Annotated in this window: 11 protein-coding genes; 6 read left to right on the top strand and 5 right to left on the bottom strand. The window is 71.3% G+C overall.

The genetic code is table 11. The features are described 5' to 3' along the window. Nucleotides 1-98: 98 nt before the first annotated feature. From ACFY1E_RS03795 to ACFY1E_RS03785, 3 genes are all read left to right on the top strand, one after another. Nucleotides 99-3,815, top strand: coding sequence for an ABC transporter ATP-binding protein (locus tag ACFY1E_RS03795; protein ID WP_389070994.1), 3,717 nt, complete (start codon nt 99-101; stop codon nt 3,813-3,815). Nucleotides 3,816-4,148: 333 nt separating this feature from the next. Beyond that, nucleotides 4,149-4,547 (top strand): hypothetical protein, encoded by a 399-nt coding sequence (locus ACFY1E_RS03790; protein ID WP_389070992.1) that lies wholly within the window; start codon nt 4,149-4,151, stop codon nt 4,545-4,547. A gap of 97 nt (nt 4,548-4,644) precedes the next feature. After that, a complete protein-coding gene (locus ACFY1E_RS03785) occupies nt 4,645-6,066 on the top strand; it encodes a S28 family serine protease (protein ID WP_389070989.1) in 1,422 nt (473 codons plus the stop codon). 34 nt (nt 6,067-6,100) lie between these two features. Here ACFY1E_RS03785 and ACFY1E_RS03780 read toward each other — a convergent pair whose 3' ends face one another. The 3 genes from ACFY1E_RS03780 to ACFY1E_RS03770 all read right to left on the bottom strand — a co-directional run bounded on the left by ACFY1E_RS03780 (nt 6,101) and on the right by ACFY1E_RS03770 (nt 9,943). Next, complete coding sequence (locus tag ACFY1E_RS03780) at nt 6,101-6,736, bottom strand: hypothetical protein (RefSeq protein WP_389070987.1); 636 nt, start codon at nt 6,734-6,736, stop codon at nt 6,101-6,103. Between the two features lie 165 nt (nt 6,737-6,901). Then, a complete protein-coding gene (locus ACFY1E_RS03775) occupies nt 6,902-8,695 on the bottom strand; it encodes a glycoside hydrolase family 3 protein (protein ID WP_389070984.1) in 1,794 nt (597 codons plus the stop codon). A gap of 330 nt (nt 8,696-9,025) precedes the next feature. Continuing rightward, entirely contained in the window at nt 9,026-9,943 is a 918-nt protein-coding gene (locus ACFY1E_RS03770) for a LysR family transcriptional regulator (RefSeq protein ID WP_389070982.1), read from the bottom strand. Between the two features lie 89 nt (nt 9,944-10,032). On the opposite strand from ACFY1E_RS03770, the gene ACFY1E_RS03765 reads away from it, so the two are divergent. Then, nucleotides 10,033-10,947 (top strand): EamA family transporter, encoded by a 915-nt coding sequence (locus tag ACFY1E_RS03765; RefSeq protein ID WP_389070979.1) that lies wholly within the window; start codon nt 10,033-10,035, stop codon nt 10,945-10,947. Nucleotides 10,948-10,951: 4 nt separating this feature from the next. Then, nucleotides 10,952-12,205, top strand: coding sequence for a 3-phosphoshikimate 1-carboxyvinyltransferase (aroA, locus tag ACFY1E_RS03760; RefSeq protein ID WP_389070977.1), 1,254 nt, complete (start codon nt 10,952-10,954; stop codon nt 12,203-12,205). Here the strand turns inward: aroA and ACFY1E_RS03755 are convergent. Together ACFY1E_RS03755 and ACFY1E_RS03750 are read right to left on the bottom strand one after the other, a co-directional pair. Beyond that, nucleotides 12,189-13,724, bottom strand: a complete 1,536-nt coding sequence (locus ACFY1E_RS03755) for a DnaJ C-terminal domain-containing protein (protein WP_389070974.1) — start codon at nt 13,722-13,724, stop codon at nt 12,189-12,191. The genes aroA and ACFY1E_RS03755 overlap by 17 nt on opposite strands. 16 nt (nt 13,725-13,740) lie before the next feature. Beyond that, entirely contained in the window at nt 13,741-14,145 is a 405-nt protein-coding gene (locus ACFY1E_RS03750) for a hypothetical protein (protein WP_389070972.1), read from the bottom strand. Between the two features lie 108 nt (nt 14,146-14,253). Here ACFY1E_RS03750 and ACFY1E_RS03745 point away from each other — a divergent pair, with 108 nt between their 5' ends. Continuing rightward, nucleotides 14,254-14,946, top strand: coding sequence for a GNAT family N-acetyltransferase (locus ACFY1E_RS03745; protein WP_389070970.1), 693 nt, complete (start codon nt 14,254-14,256; stop codon nt 14,944-14,946). Nucleotides 14,947-14,995: the final 49 nt, after the last annotated feature.

The following is a 14,995-nucleotide window of genomic DNA, read 5'->3' as shown; positions in this document are numbered from 1 at the left end:
GCCTCGACCCTGTTTTGTTGCGGCGGGATGAAATCCGCCTCGTTCCGCGTTGGTGCCTTCCGGTAGATCAGGACTTCTGAGCGATGGAGGGCACCCGCGTGGAACCGCAACGGGGATGGGCACGACGGCTGGCGGGATACGCCTGGCGCTATCCGAAGGACGTCCTGCTCGCCCTCGGCTCCTCGCTCGCCGGCATGGCCGTCATGGCGCTGGTCCCGCTGGTCACCAAGGTGATCATCGACGACGTGATCGGTGACCACAGCCGCCGTATGGCCCCCTGGGCGGGAGCCCTGCTCGGCGCCGCCGTCCTCGTGTACGTCGCCACCTACATACGCCGCTACTACGGCGGCCGCCTCGCCCTCGACGTCCAGCACGACCTGCGGACCGAGATGTTCGAGACGATCACCCGGCTCGACGGGCGCCGCCAGGACGAGCTGTCCACCGGGCAGGTCGTCGGCCGCGCCACCAGCGACCTCCAGCTGATCCAGGGCCTGCTGTTCATGCTCCCGATGACCATCGGGAACCTGCTGCTCTTCCTGATCTCCCTCGTGATCATGGCCTGGCTGTCGCTGCCGCTGACGCTGGTGGCCCTGGCCGTGGCCCCCGCCCTCTGGTGGATCGCCAAGCGCAGCCGCTCCAGGCTGCACCCCGCCACCTGGTACGCGCAGGCCCAGGCCGCCGCCGTCGCCGGAGTGGTCGACGGCGCCGTCAGCGGCGTACGCGTGGTGAAGGGGTTCGGGCAGGAGGACCAGGAGACCGGAAAGCTCCGGGAGGTCAGCCGCCGGCTGTTCGCCGGGCGGCTGCGCACCATCCGGCTGAACAGCACGTACACCCCGGCGCTCCAGGCCGTCCCCGCGCTCGGCCAGGTCGCCATGCTGGCGCTCGGCGGCTGGCTGGCCGTGCGCGGGCACATCACCCTCGGCACCTTCGTCGCCTTCTCCACCTACCTCGCCCAGCTGGTCGGCCCGGTCCGCATGCTCGCCATGGTCCTCACGGTCGGGCAGCAGGCGCGCGCCGGCACCGAGCGCGTCCTGGAGCTGATCGACACCGAGCCGTACCTGAGGGACGGGACGAAGGAACTTCCCGCCGACGCTCCCGCGACCGTCGAGTTCGACGACGTGTCCTTCGGGTACGACCGCGCCCCCGGCAAAACCAGCCCGGTTCTCGACGGGCTGAGCTTCGAGATCCGCCCGGGCGAGACCCTCGCCGTCGTCGGCTCCTCCGGCTCCGGCAAATCCACCGTCTCCCTCCTCCTGCCGCGCTTCTACGACGTCACCCACGGCGCCGTCCTCATCGGCGGCCACGACGTCCGCGAGCTCACCCTCGACTCGCTGCGGGCCGCGATCGGGCTGGTCCCCGAGGACTCCTTCCTCTTCTCGGACACCGTGCGCAGCAACATCGCCTATGGCCGTCCCGACGCCACCGACGAGCAGATCGAGGCCGCCGCGCGTGCCGCCCAGGCGGACCGTTTCATCCGCGAGCTCCCGGACGGCTACGACACCAAGGTCGGCGAGCACGGCCTGACCCTCTCCGGCGGTCAGCGCCAGCGTGTCGCCCTGGCCCGCGCGATCCTCACCGACCCGCGGCTGCTCGTCCTCGACGACGCGACCTCCGCCGTGGACGCCCGCGTGGAGCACGAGATCCACGAGGCGCTGAAGCAGGTCATGCAGGGCCGCACGACCCTGCTCATCGCGCACCGCCGCTCCACGCTCAACCTCGCCGACCGGATCGCCGTCCTCGACGCCGGCCGCCTCGCCGACATCGGCACCCACGAGGAGCTGCAGGAACGGTCCGCCCTCTACCGGCGCCTGCTCACCGACCCCGACGAGCTCGGCGGCGTATCGCCGGGGCACACCCAGCCCGCCGTACCGGCCGAGGACACCTCGGTACGGGACGAGCTGGACGCCGAGTTCGACGCCGAGCGCGGTCTGACGCCCCGCCTGTGGACCGGCGACCGCGAGCCCAAGGACACCGCGCTGGCCGGGATGCCCGCCACCCCCGAACTCCTCGCGGAGGTCGACGCGCTGCCCCCGGCGAACGACACCCCGGACATCGACGAGGCGCGGGCGGTGCGGGCGGAGGAGTCGTACGGCCTGAAGCGGCTGCTGCGGGGCTTCGGGCTGCCGCTGCTGGTCAGCCTGGGGCTGGTCGCCGTCGACGCGGGCATGAGCCTGCTGCTGCCGATCATGATCCGGCACGGCATCGACCAGGGCGTCTCCAAGCTCGCCCTCGGCGCGGTCTGGTCGGCCTCGCTGCTGGCGCTGCTCGCCGTGGTGGTGCAGTGGGCGGCGCAGCGCGGTGAGACCCGGATGACGGGGCGCACTGGGGAGCGGGTCCTGTACTCGCTCCGGCTGAAGATCTTCGCCCAGCTCCAGCGGCTCGGACTCGACTACTACGAGCGGGAGCTGACCGGCCGGATCATGACGCGGATGACGACCGACGTCGACGCGCTCTCCACCTTCCTGCAGACCGGGCTGGTCACCGCGTTCGTCTCCGTCGTCACCTTCTTCGGCATCATGGTCGCCCTGCTGGTGATCGACGTTCAGCTGGCGCTCGTGGTCTTCGCGACGCTGCCGCCGCTGATCGTCGCCACGTTCTTCTTCCGCCGGGCGAGCGTGAAGGCGTACGAACTGGCCCGTGAGCGGGTGTCGGTGGTGAACGCCGATCTCCAGGAGTCCGTGTCCGGGCTGCGGATCGTGCAGGCCTTCCGGCGCGAGGGCGACGGCGGCCGGCGGTTCGCGGAGCGCAGCGACAGCTACCGCAGGGCCCGTATACGGGGTCAGTGGCTGATCTCGATCTACTTCCCCTTCGTGCAGCTGCTGTCGTCCGTGGCCGCCGCTGCCGTGCTGATCGCGGGCGCGGGCCGGGTGGACGACGCCACGCTGACGACCGGCGCGCTGGTGGCGTACCTGCTCTACATCGACCTGTTCTTCGCGCCTGTCCAGCAGCTCTCGCAGGTCTTCGACGGCTACCAGCAGGCCACGGTCTCCCTCGGCCGCATCCAGGAACTCCTCCAGGAGCCGACGTCCACCAAGTCCGCCGACGAGCCGCTCGAAGTGCTCTCCCTGCGCGGCGAGGTCGCCTTCGAGGACGTGCACTTCGCGTACGGCGACGACGAAGAAGCCCTCGCCGGCATCGAGTTGAAGATCCCGGCGGGCCAGACGGTCGCGTTCGTCGGCGAGACGGGTGCAGGCAAGTCGACCCTGGTCAAGCTGGTGGCGCGCTTCTACGACCCCACGGGCGGCCGGGTCACGGTCGACGGCCAGGACCTGCGGTCGCTGGACATCACCTCCTACCGCCACCGTCTCGGCGTCGTCCCGCAGGAGGCGTACCTCTTCCAGGGCACCGTCCGCGACGCCATCGCCTACGGCCGCCCGGACGCCACCGACGCCGAGGTCGAGGCGGCGGCCCGCGCGGTGGGCGCGCACGAGATGATCGCCACGCTCGACGGCGGCTACCTCCACGAGGTCGCCGAACGGGGCCGCAACCTCTCGGCCGGCCAGCGCCAGCTGATCGCCCTGGCCCGCGCGGAACTCGTCGACCCCGACATCCTCCTCCTCGACGAGGCCACGGCCGCCCTCGACCTGGCCACCGAGGCCCAGGTCAACCAGGCCACCGACCGCCTGGCCGGCCGCCGCACCACCCTCGTCGTGGCCCACCGCCTGACCACCGCCGCCCGCGCAGACCGGGTGGTGGTCATGGACCACGGCCGGGTCGTCGAGGACGGCACCCACGAGGAGCTGCTGGCGCTGGAGGGGCGGTATGCCGCGTTGTGGCGGACGTTTGTGGGTGCTGACGCGCCGGTGGGGGCCTGACCGGCTGTTCGTGTGGGGGTCGGTGGCATGTCGCCTGCGGCCGCGTGGGGCGCCGGGCGGAGCCCGGCCAGTCGTACGAAGCCTGGGAGGCCCGCCAGGGCCGAGCGGTGCGAGGGCGACCGGGGGAGGTTCAGCCCACGGCCGGGTCGTCGAGGACGGCACCCACGAGGAGCTGCTGGCGCTGGAGGGGCGTTACGCCGCGTTGTGGCGGACGTTCATCGGGGAGGCCGAGCCCGGGGAGCCGGTGGGCGCGTCGTACTGACGGTCATGCAACCATCCGACATACGTCCTGCGTCCGTACACCCGTACGTACATCGCCGGGGTACGGGAGGGATGACAGTGGACAGTGGTGCGATACGGCGGCGGCTCGGGGCGTTCCTTGCCGTGCTGGCCGCTTCCGGGGTGCTCGCGCTCGCGGCGCCGGGGGAGGCGCAGGCCGCCGACTCCTTCTGCGCGGGCCGCAAGATCAGGACGTTCACCTTCTCCACCGGGGCCGTGCAGCTGTACAAGAGCGGCAACTACCTCTGCGCCCTCACCGTCCCCAAGAGTCCCGGTGTCAAGCGCCCCATGATGGTCAGCCTGCAGGCCCGCGGCTTCGAGCCCGTCGTCGACAAGGGACTGTTCACGCAGCACGCCGGCCCGGTCCGCTCGTACGTCGGACACCGCAAGGTGTGGATCAAGGGCTCGGTCGGCAGCGGGTCGTACGACTCCGGCGGCTGGAAGCGTTACTAATCCGTCAATCACAGCAGTGATCCCCCATCTCCCCTGGTGCACAGCGGAGTTGCTCCGATAGCTTCCGCTCGCACATCTGAATGACAGGGGAGGGTGCATGCGCAAGGCGCTGAGATGGCTGCTCGCGCTCGCCGTGCTCATAGGCACGTTGAGCACGGCCGGGGCGGCCACCGCCGCACAGCCGGAGGCCACCGGAACGACCGACATCAAGGATCAGCTGCTCTCCATACCGGGGATGAGCCTGATCGAGGAGAAGCCGTACACCGGCTACCGCTTCTTCGTCCTGAACTACACCCAGCCGGTCGACCACCGCGACCCGTCCAAGGGCACGTTCCAGCAGCGGATCACCGTGCTGCACAAGGACGTCAGCCGCCCGACGGTCTTCTACACCAGCGGCTACAACGTCTCCACGACCCCCAGCCGCCGCGAGCCGACCCAGATCGTGGACGGCAACCAGGTCTCCATGGAGTACCGCTTCTTCACGCCCTCCCGGCCCGCCCCGGCCGACTGGAGCAAGCTGGACATCTGGCAGGCGGCCAGCGACCAGCACCGTATCTTCCAGGCGCTGAAGTCCGTCTACACCAAGAAGTGGATCGCGACGGGCGGTTCGAAGGGCGGCATGACCGCCACGTACTACGAGCGCTTCTACCCGCGCGACATGGACGGTGTCGTCGCGTACGTCGCCCCGAACGACGTCGTCAACGACGAGGACTCCGCCTACGACCGCTTCTTCACCAAGGTCGGCACCAAGGAGTGCCGCGACCGGCTGAACGCCGTGCAGCGCGAGGCGCTCGTGCGCCGGGAGCCGCTGGAGAAGAAGTACGCGGCCTACGCGGCGGACAACGGCTACACCTTCAAGACCATCGGCAGCCTGGACCGGGCGTACGAGGCCGTCGTCCTCGACTACGTCTGGGGCTTCTGGCAGTACAGCCTGCTCAGCGACTGCGCCACCGTCCCGGCGGACGCGAAGACCGCGACCGACCAGGCGATCTGGGACTCCGTGGACTCCATCTCCGGCTTCTCCTTCTACACCGACCAGGGCCTGGAGCCGTACACGCCGTACTACTACCAGGCGGGCACACAGCTGGGCGCGCCGGACATCCGCTTCCCGTACATCGAGAAGCAGTACATCCGCTACGGCTACGAGACGCCGCGCAGCCTGGTCCCGCGCGACATCCCGATGAAGTTCCAGCCGTACGCGATGCGCGACGTCGACTCCTGGGTGCGGCACCACGCGCACCACATGCTCTTCGTCTACGGCCAGAACGATCCGTGGGGCGCGGAGCGCTTCCGCGTCGGCAAGGGCGCGAAGGACGCGTACGTCTTCACGGCAGCGGGGCTGAACCACGGCGCCAACGTCGCCGGCCTGGTCGCCGACCAGAAGGCGCTGGCCACCGCCCGCATCCTGCAGTGGGCCGGTGTCCCCGCCGCCTCCACGGCGCAGGCGAAGCCGCTGGCCCGATTCGACAGCAGGCTGGACATCCGGGACGTGGAGCGCGAGCCGGCTCTGCGGCCGTAGCACCGCCGACTCCGGTGCTGCGCCCGGCGGTTGTTCACACCCGCCGGGCGCAGCCCACCGGCTGTGCGCTCGCCAGATGCACATACAGCGCCGTCCCCGCGGGGCACTGGGCGCGCGTGGCGACCGCCTCGACCACCTTGTACTGCGGTTTCCTGCTGCCGCTGCCGTCGCAGGCCGTCTCGCGGACCTGCCCGCTCCCGGAGCCGTAGACGCAGTCGCCGACGATGGTGCGGGGGCCGCCCCCGCCGCCCGGGTCGCCGGGGTGCGGTGGCTCCAGGTTGCGCATACAGGCGTAGCCCTGCGGGATCGAGCCGTCGCCGTCCTCGTCGGCGGACGGGCTCTGCCGGCTGATGTGCAGGACGAAGTCCGTGGTCGCCGGGCACAGCGGACCGTCGCTCACCGTGCCGTCGTAGCGGGCCACGACCCGGGCGGCCGCCCGCTCGCTGGTGCACGGCACCTCCGTGAAGCTCGTCGAGCCGAACGAACTGCACTCGTCGACGGCGAGGAACACCGCCCCGTAGCCGGAGGGCCGGGTCGTGGCCGCCTTCGGTGTCACGTCGGCCCTGCCGTCCTCGCCCGTCCCGGACTTCAGGATCTGACAGCCGGCCAGCAGGGCGGCGACCAGTACCAGCAGTGCGCAGACCACCCCCGCGGAACTTCTCTCACGCATCGCGAACCCCCCGGGCACCTCCCCAGATGACCCGCATCCAGCGTGACCCGCCGCAGCGGGCGCACGCCAGACGCGCGGGATGCTTTGGGCCAGTTTGGGGTTGCACGCCGGGTGCGTTACGTATGCGCCCTACGCCCCCTGTACCGGGTGCCGGGCGCACGGGTTCTAGTACGTCAGTCCGTACCCGATGGGATACAGCACCTTCGTCGGATCGTCCGCCCGCTGCACCGGCACCGGCAGCTTCCCGCGCGGCACCGCCCGGCCCGCGATGACGCGCGCGGCCGCCCGCAGTTCCACGTCGGTCCAGGAGTACGTCGCCAAGTGGGCGGAGGCGGAGGGGAGTTGGGCCACGTCGTAGGGGTTGCGGATCGCGACCGCCACCACCGGTCTGCCGGTCGCCGCCAGCTGTTCGACCAGCGTGCGCTGCGAGCTGCCCGCGGTGACGTTGTAGGTGCCCACGACCACCGCGTCCGCGTCCTGCGCCGCCGCGACCGCCGCGGCGATGGCGGCCGCGGAGGGGGCCGTGCCCGTGGACAGGGCGGTGGCGGTGAAGCCCAGTTCGGTGAGGGCGCTCGCGAGCACGCCGGTGGGCGGTCCCGTCGTACCGGACGGGGAGGCCGGGTCGGCGCCGACGACGAGGATCTTCCGGTGCGTGAGCCGGGACAGCGGCAGCAGGCCACCCGTGTTGACCAGCAGGGTCGTCGTGCGCTCGGCGATACGGTCGGCGGCGGCCAGGTGCGCGGCCGTGCCCACGGCCCGGTCGACGCCCTTCCGGCTGACGTAGGGCTCGTCGAAGAGCCGCAGCCTGGCCTTGAGCTTCAGGATGCGCAGGATCGACTCGTCCAGCCGGGACTCGGTGAGTTCCCCGTCCTGGACGGCCTTCAGGACGGCGTTCCAGGCAGTGGCGAGGTCCGGCGGGTTGAGGAGCTGGTCGACGCCGGCCTTGAGTGCGAGCACGGGGACGCGGTCGTCGCCGTACTTGGTCCGCACGCCCTGCATGCCCAGGGAGTCCGTCACCACCACACCGTCGTAGCCGAGCTCCTCGCGCAGGATGCCGGTGAGGATCGGGTGGGAGAGGGTCGCCGGGTCGCCGGAGCCGTCGAGGGCCGGGAACTGGATGTGCGCTGTCATGATCGAGTCGATGCCCGCCTCGACGGCCGCCCGGAACGGCACGGCGTCCAGTTTCTCCCACAGCTCCCGGCTGTGGGTGATCACCGGGAAGCCGTAGTGGCTGTCGACGGCCGTGTCCCCGTGCCCCGGGAAGTGCTTGGCGGTCGCGGCGACCGACGACCTCTGGTACCCGGCGACCTCGGCGGCGACCAGCGCGGCCACCGCGTCCGGGTCGGCACCGAAGGACCGGACGCCGATGACCGGGTTGGCCGGGTTGATGTTCACGTCTGCGTCGGGGGAGTAGTCCTGGTTGATGCCCATCGCGCGTAGTTCGGCGCCGGAGATGCGGCCGAGGGTGCGGGCGTCCTCGCGGGAGCCGCCGGCGCCCATGGCCATGGCGCCCGGGAAGAGGGTGGCGGGCTTGCCGACGCGGCAGACGATGCCGTGTTCCTGGTCGGTGGTGATGAGCACGGGCAGGCCGCGGGGCCGGCTGAGGGAGGCGCGCTGGATGCCGTTCGACAGGTCCGCGATCTGGTGCGGGTCCTTGGTGTTGTGCGCCCAGGTGAAGTAGATGATGCCGCCGACGCGGTATTCGGCGATCAGCTCGGCGGCCGTGCGGACGCCGATCTCCTTGAGGTTGGCGTCGATGTCGGCCTGGTCGGGGTCGGTGGCGGAATGGCCGTAGACCCGCATGACGAAGAGCTGGCCGACCTTCTCCTCCAGGGTCATACGGGAGATGAGGGAGCGGAGTTTCTTGTCGCCGGGGGTGCCGGCGCTTGCCGTGGTGCCGACGGCCAGAGCCGCGGTGACGCCTGCGCCGGCGGCGAGGACGGTACGTCTGGAGGGCACGTGCGCTCCTTCCGGAGTGATCCGCTGGAGATCAGCTGAAGGAAACTTCCGTGAGGGAGTGAATATCCGGGAAGTTTCTGCCAGTCAAGGGAGCGCGCACGGCAGGGGTTTGGCGGAGGGGCCGCCATCGGCGCTGTTGGAGGGGGCGCGCCGATGGCGGCGTGCTGCCGGCCGCTGTACGGCGGAGAGGGTGGAGTCAGCGATCGCAGCCAGCAGCGAGGGCCGACACCGCACGGCGGAGACTCATCCGGCAGCTTGCGGGTTGGACGAACCGAATTCGGGGCGGGTTCCCGCCTTCCGCGCGATTCCCGGAAGTTGGTGCCCGAGGGTTCAACGGGACGGGTGGGACGTGATGCCCGGCCACTGCTCCTGCAGAGTGCGTACGGTCTCTGCGATCGCCGGACGACGTGCGGCTCCTTTGCGCCACAGGGCGTACAGGCGCCGTACGGGGGTGGGTTCGAGGTGCACCTCGACGACCCCGGCGGGCAGCGGGCCGCGGCCCAGGCGCGGGACGAGACAGATGCCGAGGCCGCCGGCGACCAGCGCGACCAGGGTGGGGTTCTCGTCGGCCTGGTGCACGATCTCCGGCTCGTGCCCGGCGGCCCGCATGGTCCGCATCAGCCAGTCGTGACAGACCCGCCCCGGCGGCTGGCACACCCACCGCTCCCCGCCCAGCTCCTCGCGCCGCACGGACTCCCGCCCGGCGAAGGGATGGCCGTCGGGCACCAGCAGCGTGCTGAGGTCGTCGCCGATGACGGCGTGCTCGACGCCCGGCGGCACAGGCAGCGGCGCGATGTCCCAGTCGTGCACGACGGCCAGGTCGACCGCGCCCTTGGCGACCAGGTCGACGGAGAGATGCGGGTCGATCTCGGTGAGCCGGGCGTCGAGCGCGGGGTGCCGGGCGGCCAGGTCGGCGAGCACGGCGGGCATCAGCCCGCGCGCCGCCGAGGCGAACGCGGCGATCGTCAGCCGCCCCGCGGGCACCCCGCGCCGCTCCTCGAGCGCGGTCTCGGCCCGCTCGACTATGGCGAGCAACTCCTGTGCTGTATCGACGAGTTGATGGGCCTCGGGGGTCAGCCGCACCCCTCGTCCCTCTCTCTCCAGGAGTACGGTCCTGGTCTCCCGCTCCAGCTTGGCGATCTGCTGGGAGACGGCGGACGGCGTGTACCCGAGCGCGGCGGCCGCCGCTCCCACGGTCCCGTGGACGGAGACGGCGTGCAGGGCGCGCAGGCGTTGGAGATCGAGCACGGCAGCTCCCATTCATCAGCGTTGCTTCATCCGACCATGCAGTAATCATCGCTGGTGCTACATGGTCGTGGGGCGTGATGCTCGAACGCATGCGACCTGCACACCTTGCTCTTGCCGTGGTCGTTGCCGCCGTCTGGGGCGTGAACTTCACGGTCATCGAGATCGGCCTCGACCACTTCCCTCCGTTGCTGTTCTCGGCCCTGCGCTTCCTCGCGGCGGCCCTGCCGGCCGTCTTCTTCGTGGGCCGTCCGAAGGTGGCGTGGAAGTGGATGCTGGCGGTGGGGCTGGTGCTCGGTGTGGCCAAGTTCGGTCTGCTGTTCATCGGCATGGACGCCGGAATGCCGGCCGGACTGTCCTCGCTGGTCCTGCAGATACAGGCGGTGTTCACGGCCGGGGTGGCCTTCGTCGTGCTGGGCGAACGGCCTTCCGCGGTACGGGTGTCGGGCATGGCGGTGGCGCTGGCGGGCATCGGTGTCGCGGCGGTGGACGAGGGCACCTCGGGCCCGCTCGGCGCCTTCGCCCTCGTGATCGGCGCGGCGGCCTGCTGGGGCGTCTCGAACGTCCTGACCCGCAAGGCGGCCCCGCCGGACGCCCTGAACTTCATGGTCTGGGTGAGCACGGTCCCGGTCCTGCCGCTGCTCGTCCTGTCCCTGCTGCTGGAGGGTCCGGGCAGGGACTACGACGCCCTGCGCGCCCTGGACTGGCAGGGCGCCGGCACGGTCGTCTACGTGGCCTGGGTGACGACGGTGTTCGGCTTCGGGGCGTGGGGGTGGCTGCTGCGCAGGTACCCGGCGTCGACGGTCGCGCCGTTCTCGCTGCTCGTCCCGGTCTTCGGAATGTCGTCGGCGGCCGTCTTCCTCGGGGAAGGCGTGAGCCCGCTGCGGTGGTGTGCGGCGGCGCTGCTGGTGGGCGGGGTGGGGCTGGCGTCGGTGACGCGGGGGCGACGGGAAGTCGTCCATCCCGTGGACGAGGCGGCGACCGAGCCCGCACTCGGCCGATCATGAGGGCATGCCCGTAGTCACCATCCCCGGTTCCAAGTCCGTCACCGCCCGCGCGCTCTTCCTGGCTGCGGCGGCCGACGGGGTCACCACCCTCGTACGCCCCCTGCGCTCGGACGACACCGAGGGCTTCGCCGAGGGGCTGGTGCGGCTGGGGTATCGGGTCGGGCGGACCCGGGACGCCTGGCAGGTGGACGGCCGTCCGCAGGGCCCCGCGGTGAGCGAGGCGGACGTGTACTGCCGGGACGGCGCCACGACCGCCCGGTTCCTGCCGACCCTGGCGGCGGCGGGACACGGGACGTACCGCTTCGACGCGTCCGCCCAGATGCGCCGCCGGCCCCTGCTGCCCCTGACCCGGGCCCTGCGCGACCTGGGCGTCGACCTGCGGCACGAGGAGGCGGAGGGGCACCACCCGCTGACGGTACGGGCGGCCGGTGTCGAGGGCGGCGAGGTGGTCCTGGACGCGGGGCAGTCCTCGCAGTACCTGACGGCCTTGCTGCTGCTGGGCCCGCTGACCCGCAAGGGCCTGCGGATCCGGGTCACCGACCTGGTGTCCGTCCCCTATGTGGAGATCACGGTCGCGATGATGCGGGCGTTCGGGGTGGAGGTGGAGCGGGAGGGCGAGGTGTTCGTGGTCCCGCCGGGCGGCTACCGGGCGACCACGTACGCGGTCGAGCCCGACGCCTCGACCGCCAGTTACTTCTTCGCGGCGGCCGCGGTGACGCCGGGCGCCGAGGTGACGGTGCCCGGGCTGGGCACGGGGGCGCTCCAGGGCGATCTGGGCTTCGTCGACGTGCTGCGGAGGATGGGCGCGGAGGTGTCGGTCCGCCCGGACGGCACGACGGTCAGGGGGACGGGGGTGCTGCGCGGCCTGACGGTCAACATGCGGGACATCTCGGACACCATGCCGACACTGGCGGCGATCGCGCCCTTCGCGGACGGGCCGGTGCGCATCGAGGACGTGGCGAACACGCGCGTGAAGGAGTGCGACCGGCTGGAGGCCTGCGCGGAGAACCTGCGTCGGCTGGGGGCGGAGGTCGCCACCGGCCCGGACTGGATCGAGGTCCGGCCGGGGGTACGGGCGCCGGGCGGGGCTGAGATCAAGTCGTACGGGGACCACCGGATCGTGATGTCGTTCGCGGTGGCGGGGCTGCGGGTGCCGGGTATTTCGTTCGACGACCCCGGCTGCGTGCGGAAGACGTTCCCGGGGTTCCACGAGGTGTTCGGGGAGTTGAGCAACCGGCTGGTCAGCCCTGGATGTTGAGGTGCAGCAGAAGGTCGCCCCGGCCGCCTACCTTCAGGTGCGTGGCACCGAGGTTGGCGAGCCGCAGGATCCGGCCGTCGGGGGAGCCCTTGGGGATACGGACCTGTTTGGGACCGTCCAGGGTGTCCACGGAGACGGTGCCGCCGTTCACCGCCGTGGAGCTCGGGATCTTCAAGGTGGTGTGCAGGTCGTCGCCGGTGCGGCTGAGGTGGGGGTGCGCAAGCTCGGCGACCTCCACGTAGAGGTCGCCGGCCGGACCGCCACCGGGCCCGACCTCGCCCTGGCCGGCCAGTCTGATGCGCGTGCCGTTCTCGACGCCGGCCGGGATCTTCACGGTGAGGGTCCGGCGGGAGCGGACCCGGCCGTCGCCCGAGCACTTGTGGCAGAGAGGGGTCATGAGGACACCGGAGCCGTCGCACTTCCGGCACCACTCCTGGCGGGACTGGCTCCAAGCGCGCTTCTTCCAGCCGGTGCCCCTGCAGGAGTGGCACGGTTCGGCTTCGGACGCCTGCGTGCCGCCCCGGCCCGAGCAGGTCGGGCAGAGCACCGCGGTGTCCACCCTGATCTCCTTGACCGTGCCGAACGCGGTCTCCTCCAGGGTGTGTTCGAGCTTGATCAGGGCGTCCTGGCCGGGCCGCGTGCGGGGCCGCGGCTTCGGGAACTGGTCGAAGAGGTCGGAGAAGTCCCACTGCCCTCCGGCGGGCGCCGCGGGCGGTTCCCATGGGCTCTCGGCGCCCCCGGTGTTCCCTGCGGGCTCACGCTCTCCGGCGGTCCGCGCGACCGTCACCTGGTACTCCAGGTCCGCCCAGATCCGTGGCCGCTGCTTCACCCCCGCGCGGTGCAGTGACTCGTACACGTATTCGTACAACTCGGTTACGGTGATCCGCCCGTCCCCGTTCAGGTCCGCCGCCCCGGTGCTCAGCCCCTCGATCAGCGCCCCCGTGAAACGCGACGGTTGCGGCACCTTGGACTTGACGTGCGCGCCCTCCCAGGCGTACTCGGTGCGGTTGGTCGCGGTCAGCACCGCCCGCCCGTGTCCGCCGAGTTCGTCGCGTACGTGGACCTGGTCGTCGCCCTTGGCGCCCGGCAGGAACGCCCCGCTGTAGCAGCAGTCGAGGAGGACGACGACGGTGCGCGCCCGGCACCGTTCCATACGGTCCCGCAGGAACGCCGCCGGTACCGCCGTGGACGCCGGCAGGTCGCGGTCCGTGTCGCGGGCGGCGAAGTACAGATGGCCGTCGTCGTCCTTGATGCCGTGGCAGGAGATGTGCAGGAGGAGCAGGTCGTCGCGGCTGCGGTCCAGGAAGAAGCGCTCGACGGCTCGCATCACTTGGTGCGCCTGCGCGTCCTTCAACTGCTCCGTACGGAAGCCGCCGATCCCGGGGTCGGCGAGCACACCCGCGAGGCTCGCGCAGTCCTGACCGGGCGAGCGCAGGGTGCTCAGGGTCCGGTCGTCGTATGCGCCGGTCGCGATCAGCAGGGCGTCCCTGCGGCCCGGGCCGAAGGCGAAGTCGGTCATGTGCGGCCCGCTCCCGTCACTCCTGGCCGGCGGACGACTGTTCCGCAGCCTCGTCCCGGAGCCCCTCCAGGAAGGCTTCCACCAGAAGCCGTTGCTCCTCCGGGGATGCCTGGCCGAGCTCAAGGGTGCGGCCGTCGACCTCGACCTTCACCGTGCGGGCCGGACGGTTCTGCAACCACGTCTCCACGACACGCAGGGCGGGCCGGAACACGGCGGGCGCGAGGCTGACGGCGAGCGCGCCTACGCTGATGAGCTCACCGGGCTTCGCACCGGGCGGCGGTGCGGCGTCCGACCGCTCCACCTTCACGTCATCCACGTCGAGTTCGAGCAGCCGCTTCCTCAACTGCCTGGTGAGCGCGTCGAGTTCCTCGCCATCCAGCTCGTCCCCACCGGACAGCACCAGACGCATACCGTCGGCCACGGCCACCTCGTCCCCCAGTTCCCCCTGCTCATCTGCACACCCAGTCTAGGCGCGAGGACCTCGTGAAATCCGTTCGACGGAGCAGGGCGGTACGGGCAGACTCCCGACGTGACCTTCAGATGCGAAGCACCGCTGCTCCAGGGCCGGTTGGTGCGACTCGAACCACTGATCCACCGGCACGTGGCCGACCTCGCGGTCGCCGCGGAGGAGAACCGGGGCACGTACGGGTTCACCTGGGTGCCGAGGGCGGAGGAGGTCGGCGAGTACGTCGACGCGCAGCTCGCCCGCGCCGCGACGGGACGCCTGCTGCCCTACGCCCAGGTGTCGGTCGCGACGGGGCAGGCGGTGGGTGCGACGTCGTACTGGGAGCCGCGGTGCTGGCGGGCCGAGGACAGGTTGGACGCGGTCGAGGTCGGCTTCACGTGGCTCGGAGCCTCCGCCCAGGGCACGGGCATCAACGCCGAGGCCAAGCTGCTCCTGTTCCGGCACGCCTTCGAGGTCTGGGAGGTGTCGCGCGTCGACCTCAAGACCGACGCCAGGAACGAGCGTTCCCGCGCGGCGATCCAGAGCGTCGGCGCCCGCTTCGAGGGAGTACTGAGGAACTGGTCGCGGTCCTGGGCGCCGGGGGAGGACGGGCGGTTGCGTGACTCGGCGATCTTCTCCATCACGGCGGAGGAGTGGCCGGAGTGCCGGGAGCGGTTGGAGGAGCGGGCGCGGTCACGCCGGCCTCGCCGGTGCGAGCCGGACAGCCGCGGTGCTCCAGTTCGCGCAGGAAGGTCGGACGACGCAGATCAACCGTGAAGCCCTCCCTCACCCGTTCCACCCCGAAAGACTGACTGGACCGATGGAA

Origin of the sequence: Streptomyces sp. NPDC001604, assembly GCF_042893475.1 — a bacterium.
GTDB lineage: Bacteria > Actinomycetota > Actinomycetes > Streptomycetales > Streptomycetaceae > Streptomyces.
The sequence above is the reverse complement of the archived record's forward strand: the minus strand, read 5'-3'. Positions and strand labels throughout refer to the sequence as shown.